The sequence below is a fragment of the Streptomyces sp. Y20 genome (assembly GCF_043195475.1).
Taxonomy (GTDB): domain Bacteria; phylum Actinomycetota; class Actinomycetes; order Streptomycetales; family Streptomycetaceae; genus Streptomyces.
The window spans coordinates 45,434-52,157 of sequence record NZ_JBIDDP010000024.1 but is presented as its reverse complement, the minus strand read 5'-3'; the positions used below and the strand labels follow the sequence as shown (position 1 = coordinate 52,157).

Genomic DNA, 6,724 nt, shown 5'->3' with positions numbered 1-6,724 from the left:
GCCGACCTGGACGCCATCGCTCACGAACTCAACCACCGTCCGCGCAAGACCCACGGCTACCGCACTCCGGCAGAGGTCTACGCTGACCTCCTGAACAGCAGTGATGCGCTGACCGCTTGAGCTCGCCGTCGTTTGCCGACACGCACATCGAGTTCTGGACGGCCGGCGTAACCGACTGCGCCCACCGCCTGCGGAGTAGGCGACCCCTTCAGTCTGCCAACTGCTGTAGCCATTCGCGCAGCAGAGCCGTCTCCGTGTGTCGCAGAGGTACCCCGGCGCTGAGGGCGGTTTCAAGTGCGGCATCGAGGGCGAGTGCGTGCGAGGCCAGGTCGGACCCGGATGAGGCGGGCGAGTCCGTGGTGACCGAGGCCATGACGGTGTCCCGCAGCCGCGCCGAAGTGGTCAGGTCCCGCCGCGAGGGCTCTTCGCCGATCAGCGCCATCGTGGCACCCGTCGTCGCCGCATGGATGACGCGGGTCGCCTGCTCCACCGGAACCCGGAGGCGCCCGGCCTCGGCCGCCCGGCCCAGCAGTCTCACCAGCAGGGCGTGCGCCTCGTCCGCGGCCGGGGGCCGGCGCCCGGGCCGCGCAGTGCCATACATGAGCACGTAAAACGCGGGGTGCCGCAGTCCGAAGTCGACGTGCAGGTCCCAGCCGCGGTAGAGGTCGGCCACCGGGTCGTCCGGGGTCAGCGCCAGTGCCTCCCGTTTCTCGGCCAGGTACATCTCGAACCCGTAGGCGGCCAGCTCGGCCAGGAGTCCGTCCTTGTCGTCGAACATCCGGTAGAGCGCGGGGGCCGTGATGCCCGCGGCTGCGGCGACCGCGCGCGTGGAGACCGCTTCGCTGCCGCCCTCCTCCAAAAGCTTGGCGGCCACCTGCAGTACCTGGCGTCGCGCGGCGCGTCGTCCCTCGTTCATGGAACAACGATATCCCATATTGCGTATCGCCGCCTTATCGGTGCTACTTTTTAAAGCGGAACGACGATCCATGCTGATGGTGGTCGGCGCCGGCCCGCGACACCTGGGCATGCCCCGCACCCCGGCCCGGGACGTCGGTCCCCACTCTTGGAACAGTGCGGCCGACCGCCGCACCGGGCAGTTCATCGTCTGCCAGCACACCACCGAACACGCCGCATCGCGGCAGGATAGGAACACCCGTGTCCGATATCTCGATCGTCATCGCGTCGCATTCCGGCTACGGCCACACCGCGCAGATTGCCACTGCCGTCGCCGACGGCGCGCGCTCCATCGCCGGCACGCACGTTCACCGCGTGGACGTCGCCTCCCTCAGCGACGCCGACTGGGAACTGATGGACGCCGCGGACGCCATCATCTTCGGCACCCCCACCTACATGGGCACCGCGTCGGGAGCGTTCCACGCCTTCGCCGAGGCCAGCAGCAAGCGGTGGATGACCCGTGCCTGGAGCGACAAGCTCGCGGCGGGATTCACCAACTCCGGCTCCATGAGCGGCGACAAACTGCACACCCTGCAGTACCTGGCGCTCCTGGCGGCCCAGCACGGAATGCTCTGGGTGAGCCTGAACCTCCTGCCGGGCTGGAACACCACCACCTCCAGCCCCCAGGACGACAACCGCCTCGGCTTCTACCTCGGTGCTGGCGCGCAGAGCTTCAACGACACCCCCGCGGTCCACGACGCGGACCTGAACACCGCCCGCCATCTCGGCCGGCGCGTCGCCGAGCACACCCGCATCCACCGCGCCGGACTGACCGCGGCAGCGCACTGACACAACGGTTCGCCAGAAATTGCCTTCCTGACTTCTTTCAGAGGAGTGCGTCATGCAACACCGGACACTGGGAAGCCAGGGCCTTGAGGTCTCGGCGATCGGCTACGGCGCGATGGGCCTGACGATGGCCTACGGGCCCACCGACGAGGAGGCCGGTGTCGCCGCCGTCCGCCGCGCCCACGACCGGGGTGTCACCTTCTTCGACACCGCCGAGATGTACGGCTGGGGCACCGGGTCCAACGAGATCCTTCTCGGCAAGGCGGTCAGGGACTTCCGTGACGACGTGGTCCTGGCCACCAAGTTCGGTGTCGACATGTCCGTGCCTCCCGAGCGGATCGGCAGCGTCCTCAACAGCCGGCCCGACAACATCCGCAAGGTCGCCGACAACAGCCTGCGCTACCTCGGCGTGGAGCACATCGACGTCTTTTACCAGCACCGCGTCGACCCCGAGGTGCCCATCGAGGAGGTCGCTGGCACCGTCAAGGAGCTGATCGACGCGGGCAAGGTGAAGTACTTCGGCCTCAGCGAGGCCGGGCCCGAGACGATCCGCAAGGCGCACGCCGTGCAGCCGGTCTCCGTCCTGCAGACCGAGTACTCCCTGTTCGAACGGGACGTCGAGCAGCTCTTCCCCGCCCTGGACGCACTCGGTATCGGCTTCGTCGCCTACTCCCCCCTCGGCCGCGGGTTCATCACCGGCACCGCCAAGCCCGCCGGCCGGTACGAAGCCACCGACATACGTACCGTCGACCCGCGCTGGCAGCCGGGCAACTTCGAGAAGAACGTCGAAGCCGTCGACCGGCTCGCCGAGCTCGCGGCGGCCAAGGGTGCCACCGTCTCCCAGCTGGCCCTGGCCTGGCTCCTGACCCGGGGCGAGCACGTCGTGCCGATCCCCGGCACCCGCAGCCCGAAACGCATCCAGGAAAACGCCGGCGCCGCCGACCTCACCCTCACCGACACCGACCTCAAGGCCATCGACGAGATCCTGCCTCAGGGCGGCTTCGGCGCCCGCTACACCGAGGGGCACGTGCCCACCTGGATCTGAGACCCACCCTGGGACAGATGCACTCGGACACCGACGGCGGCACACGGGCCCGGTAAGGCCCGGATCACCGGAGCCTTGCAATGCCAGCCACGGCGAGAGTGCCCGAAGCCGTTGGAGCTGGCTTCGGGCACTCTCGTCGACGGCGCCGAACACTCAGCTGGGCATCGTCGCGGTGGGCTCAGGGAAACGCGGCCGGGGGACTGTGATCGATAGCCCCAAGTCGAGCCGCTTGTCCATGTCGAGGCGGAACGTGCCGTACGGGTTGATGTTCGACCAGAACAGCGCGGTCAGCCCACGCCGGTCCTCGGCACTCAGCTTCTTCGCCCAGGCGGGCTCGGCGAGAACCTGCTGGAGCAGCAGGGTATTGATGTGCACGAGGCTCGACTGAAGGAGGTGCAGGGCGAGCATGGAGGTCTCGGCGTGCTCCTTGTCCGGGCCGGTCAGGGCGCCGTCCTTGCCGTAGTGGAGCACTGTGTTCGCACTGTTCCAGTTCTCCACGACCTGGAGCCCACCGTGGATCTCGCGGCGCAGGCCGGGGCTGGCGAGGTAGTCGCAGGCGAAGATCGTGCGTACCGCGCGGCCGAGTTCTTCGAGCGCGGCGTAGGTGGGGTGCTTGGGGCCACCGCGAGTGAAGCGCCGCAGCACCTGCTCGGCCTCTGCCGTACCCAGGCGCAGGGCGGTGGCGTACTTGACCATCTGGTCGTACTGCTGGGCGATCAGGTCCCAGCGAATCGAGCGGGTCAGGGAGCCGCCGAGCGCCGGCCAGCCGGGCGGGTCGTCGTCGGGCCGGTACAGGCGGACGCTGCCGATGTTCTTCAGCCTCGGCAGCAGGCGGAAGTTGAGCAGCTCAGTGAAGGCGAACCCGACCACGGAGGCGCCGTGGGTGTCGACGTAGTTCGACTCGATCTCGGCGTCCGTGCAGTGCCGCAGCAGGCCCTCGATCATCGCCGCGACCTCGGACGACGAACAGGACTTCAGCTGGGAGTAGATGCAGACGTTCTTCCGCTCCACGTGCCAGTAGATCATCACGCCGTTGCCGCCGTAGCGGGCGTGGTATTCGGTCACGAAGTTCGAGGACCAGGACCCGAACTTCTTCGAGTCCGACGCGCATGCCGTGCCCTGCCCCCACCATGCGGTGTCGCGGGCCGCGAAGGTGGCGTTCACCAGTTTCGTCACGGCGGCGCGGAGGTTGTCGACGGTGATGAAGTGCCGGCGCACGTGCCGCAGCGCGGCTTCGGTCTCGCCGTGCTCGCCGGTCGCCACGATGGCGCGGATGCCCATGTTCGTACCGAGAGCGAACAGGGCGAGCAGCAGCCGACGCTGGAGGACGGCGCGGTCGATGCGCTCGTAGGCGGCGACGGAGGCGAACTCGTCGGTGAAGCCGGTGGCGAAGTCGGCGTTCTTCACCACGTCCAGGAGGTCGAGGACGCCCCAGCGTCGTACGACCTCGTCCTTGAGCGCCTGGAGGCCGGTGGGCTCGTCCAGCTTATCCAGCTTCGGGACCGTGATCCACGGCTCGCCGTGCCGGGTGGTGACCTTCACCCCGCCCGCGGAGCCGTCCGCGAGCGCTGCCGACAGCCGGTCCAGGCCGGCCGTCATGCGCTGCTTCAGGTCCGTAATGAACGCCTGCGGGTCCATCGGCTGGCGGATCGCGGCATAGTGCACGGTGCGGGTGGCCTCGAAGTCGCCGGGCAGGTCGTCCTCCGGGTTGCGCCAGCGCAGCCCACCCTCAATGTAGATCTCGCGGCGGCGGATCGCGTCCCGCAGCGCGACCAGGACGCACAGCTCGTACGGGATCCGCTCGACCTTGCCCTTGTCGTCGACGACCGCCTCGCGCCAGTCCTTGCGCACGACGCCCTCCATCGGCACCGCGTCACCAGCGTCGTAGAAGCGGGTCTTACCGTCGACGTCGGCGTACTTGGCCAACAGAATCAGCGCGTCCATCACCGGCCGGTAGGCGGTGTTGTTGCACCTGAAGCCCAGCGTGTTCAGCAGCGGCGGCAGCATCTGTCGGTAGTACGAGCTGTACGACGAGCGCAGCGTGGTGCGGACCTTGGCCTTGAAGACCTTCTCATTCGCCTTCGCCTCGGCGACCAGGTCGCGCAGCGTCTTCTCGCCGACGACCGGGGGTACAGAGCCGTGCGCACGATCTCGTCCGGCTTGCCGATCGCGGCGTCGGCGAGCCTGAAGAGGATGCCTTCCTTGCCGCGGACCTTCTTCAGCTCCGCCGTCAGCTGCCTCTCCACCCGGCGCTCGGCACGGGCGTTGATCTTCTGCACCAGGGCGACCAGCAGATCCACCAGGGCATCGGTGATCTCCGTCTGCCGGGACGAGCACAGCGCCGCAAGCAGCGTGATCCGTACGTCCTCGGCGGTGTCCCGGAAGTCCGAGGGGTACATCTTGATCGCCCGCGCCCGCCACGCGGCCAGCAGCTTCTCCGAGCAGTCCGCGAACAGCCCGTCAGGCAGGCCGAGTTTCCGCACGTCGTTCAGCTTGATGATCTCCGCCAGCAGGGAGTCCAGGCCGACCGCACCCGGGTCGCGCTTGAGCGCGGCCAGCAGGGCCGCGCCGTCCTCGTTGTCCTCGGCCACCAGCGCCAGAAGCCGGGCCACCCCGCCGCCCAGGCGCTCGATGGTCCGCGCGCAGAACGCCTTCTCCGCCCGGGTCTGGGCCGCGGTGACGATGCGGTCGATGCGGCCCGGCGGCTCGATGCTCCTCTCCCGGCACTCCACCAGTAGGGCCTCGCGCAGCCGGTCCTCCACCAGCTCGACCGGGCACACCTCATCGGCGAGCCACTCGATCAGCTTTTCCTCGTCCGCCCGGGTGGCGGGCCGGAACTTGAGAGCCTCGCGGATCTGCTTGCGGTGGTTCTTCGCCGACCGGCTGGTCAGGTCGTACTTGGCGAAGTCGGCGGCTGGCACCTTCACCAGTCCGGCGACGTACTCCACTGCGGACTGCGGAACCTCCTCCAACAGATCCGGGAACCGGCCCTCCGACTCGAAGAACTTCAACATCAGTGCGAAGCCGAGCCGTGTCGATCCGCTCTTGTTCGCCACCAGGTCCCAGTCGCCGTCCACCAGCGTCCAGCTCGCCAACAGCTCTTCCGGCGACCACTCTTGCCGCACACCCGCCCCTTCCCTCGCCTGCCCCAGGCTTCACTCGGACGGCCCAACGAGGCGCCCGGGGGCAAGGAAACGGGTCATCTGACTATCTGAAAGCTACCCGCCGGTTACTTTGCCCCTGGGGGCAGAGCTGGGAGTCCGGGGCCGTGTCGGACGGTCCCTAGTCGGCCGGTACCGTGAGCGCGACCGTGTCGCCGCTCGTCACGGCGAAGGTGCCGGACCCGCCGGCGGCGACCGTGCCGCTGTGGACAGCCGTGCCCGCCGGGGTCCTCTCCGTCAGGGTGAGGACCCGGTTCGTGAGATTCGTGACCGCGAACTGGGTGGCTCCGGCCTGGACGCCGTCACCCTGCTCGGCGATGCCGGGAAGGAACACGAAGGTCTGCACGGTCACCAGGTTGCCCGAGCTGCCCTTCTGCACGATCAGCACATCCCCGGTGGCCGCCGCCGCCGGGCTCCCCGAAGCCGCGACGGCGCCGAGCCCCGCCAGCAGCGCGAGGACGGCTCCGACCGCGGCGCGGCGTCTGCCGGTTGTGGTCCTCATCGTCTTCCCCTCCCTGTTCGTGCCCCGCCCCGGGAAGGGACGGCGGCCGTGGCGCCGAGCCTCGTGGGGCGGGCCGGGATCGCGAAAGAGGCGCGGCGGGGCGCACGAATGCACACGGGCGCCGCTCGGCCGGAACGGGCCGCTGCCGTACGGGTGTCGCCCCGCCGCCCGGCCCACGCCGACGGCTTTCTGCCCCGTGGTCATCCCCCTGATCCGCCGAACTCCCGTGCCTGCGAACATGCGTACAGCCGTCGTCCGTCCCGGCGTCGCGGCAGG

The 6,724-nt window shown here is 69.1% G+C and carries 6 protein-coding genes and 1 pseudogene; 3 read left to right on the top strand and 4 right to left on the bottom strand.

All coding sequences use genetic code 11. From position 1 onward, the window contains the following. Positions 1-120: pseudogene (locus tag ACGFT1_RS35565) on the top strand (IS30 family transposase); the annotation flags it as partial. A gap of 88 nt (positions 121-208) precedes the next feature. Here the strand turns inward: ACGFT1_RS35565 and ACGFT1_RS35560 are convergent. After that, positions 209-916 (bottom strand): TetR/AcrR family transcriptional regulator, encoded by a 708-nt coding sequence (locus ACGFT1_RS35560; RefSeq protein WP_373913122.1) that lies wholly within the window; start codon positions 914-916, stop codon positions 209-211. Positions 917-1,155: 239 nt separating this feature from the next. Here ACGFT1_RS35560 and ACGFT1_RS35555 point away from each other — a divergent pair, with 239 nt between their 5' ends. Both ACGFT1_RS35555 and ACGFT1_RS35550 read left to right on the top strand, forming a co-directional pair. Further along, positions 1,156-1,743 (top strand): flavodoxin family protein, encoded by a 588-nt coding sequence (locus ACGFT1_RS35555; protein WP_373913121.1) that lies wholly within the window; start codon positions 1,156-1,158, stop codon positions 1,741-1,743. 52 nt (positions 1,744-1,795) lie between these two features. Further along, entirely contained in the window at positions 1,796-2,785 is a 990-nt protein-coding gene (locus ACGFT1_RS35550; protein ID WP_373913120.1) for an aldo/keto reductase, read from the top strand. Between the two features lie 153 nt (positions 2,786-2,938). On the opposite strand, the gene ACGFT1_RS35545 is transcribed toward ACGFT1_RS35550, so the two are convergent. The 3 genes from ACGFT1_RS35545 to ACGFT1_RS35535 all read right to left on the bottom strand — a co-directional run bounded on the left by ACGFT1_RS35545 (position 2,939) and on the right by ACGFT1_RS35535 (position 6,448). Beyond that, positions 2,939-4,882: a Tn3 family transposase gene (locus ACGFT1_RS35545; protein WP_373913128.1), complete on the bottom strand. Its 1,944-nt coding sequence runs from the start codon at positions 4,880-4,882 to the stop codon at positions 2,939-2,941. Further along, entirely contained in the window at positions 4,774-5,910 is a 1,137-nt protein-coding gene (locus tag ACGFT1_RS35540) for a DUF4158 domain-containing protein (RefSeq protein WP_373913119.1), read from the bottom strand. Before ACGFT1_RS35540 ends, ACGFT1_RS35545 begins: the two co-directional genes overlap by 109 nt. Positions 5,911-6,067: 157 nt before the next feature. Further along, entirely contained in the window at positions 6,068-6,448 is a 381-nt protein-coding gene (locus ACGFT1_RS35535) for a hypothetical protein (RefSeq protein ID WP_373913118.1), read from the bottom strand. Between the last annotated feature and the right edge of the window lie 276 nt (positions 6,449-6,724).

Coding starts and splice junctions, on each gene's coding strand:
- ACGFT1_RS35550 (WP_373913120.1), top strand. CDS start 1,796: ATGCAACACCGGACACTGGGAAGCCAGGGCCTTGAGGTCTCGGCGATC.
- ACGFT1_RS35535 (WP_373913118.1), bottom strand. CDS start 6,448: ATGAGGACCACAACCGGCAGACGCCGCGCCGCGGTCGGAGCCGTCCTC.
- ACGFT1_RS35560 (WP_373913122.1), bottom strand. CDS start 916: ATGAACGAGGGACGACGCGCCGCGCGACGCCAGGTACTGCAGGTGGCC.